This window comes from Pseudoruminococcus sp. (assembly GCF_047012705.1).
Taxonomy (GTDB): domain Bacteria; phylum Bacillota; class Clostridia; order Oscillospirales; family Acutalibacteraceae; genus Pseudoruminococcus.
Map to the genome: position 1 here is coordinate 1 of NZ_JBKXNW010000053.1, position 708 is coordinate 708.

The window sequence follows — 708 nt, forward strand, 5'->3', positions numbered from 1 at the left end:
ATAAGGCGATTACGGAGAGAATTGCTTTAAAGAAGAAGATAAATGATAATTTAGTTGCTTGACAATGTTGCAGTAATCGTTTCTTGAAGTTGTTTTAGGAACTGAATTTCCTCTGTTGATTCTTTCATTTGCTCAAGAACTAATTTGCCAACCTTATTGAATGCCGCCAGTTTTTCTTTTGAAGGAATCATTAACGGAAAAGAAGCCAATTCTTCTCCTGAAACTCTTTGGCGACCACTTGAACCATTCATAAATTGCAATGCAAAGGTTACAAATTTTGAGTTTCTAATGAGAAAATAGTAAAAGCAAGATGGAATATCATCTTTAGAAGCAAAAACAATATATTCAGTTGAACCAAAAGCAACTTCTCCCTCATTAAGAATATTTATATATGCAGCTTTACCATTTTCAAGACACGGTGTAATACGTGCGATTAAAGTATCTCCATTTATAAAACGGACACCACCGTTATATGGCTTAGTTGTATCTCCAGTAGGTATGCAACCACTTGTCGGTAATGTTGACATATCGAAGCAACGGGCTTCAACACCCTTAGAAAGAGGTCGAGAGGGATTAACCAGTGCAATATCAGCCAACGTACAATCTGTATCATCACAAGAAAAGAATAAATTATCGAAGTACGCTTGAGCAGTTGCTTCTAAATTATCATTTACAATAGAACTCCCATCAGTGGCGGGAGTTAAAACA

1 protein-coding gene is annotated in these 708 nt (G+C 35.9%); it reads right to left on the bottom strand.

Going from position 1 to position 708, the window contains the following annotated elements; genetic code table 11:
• Positions 1-50 precede the first annotated feature (50 nt).
• The coding region (locus ACLU24_RS14615; RefSeq protein WP_412613364.1) for a restriction endonuclease subunit S at positions 51-708 on the bottom strand (658 nt) is incomplete at its 5' end.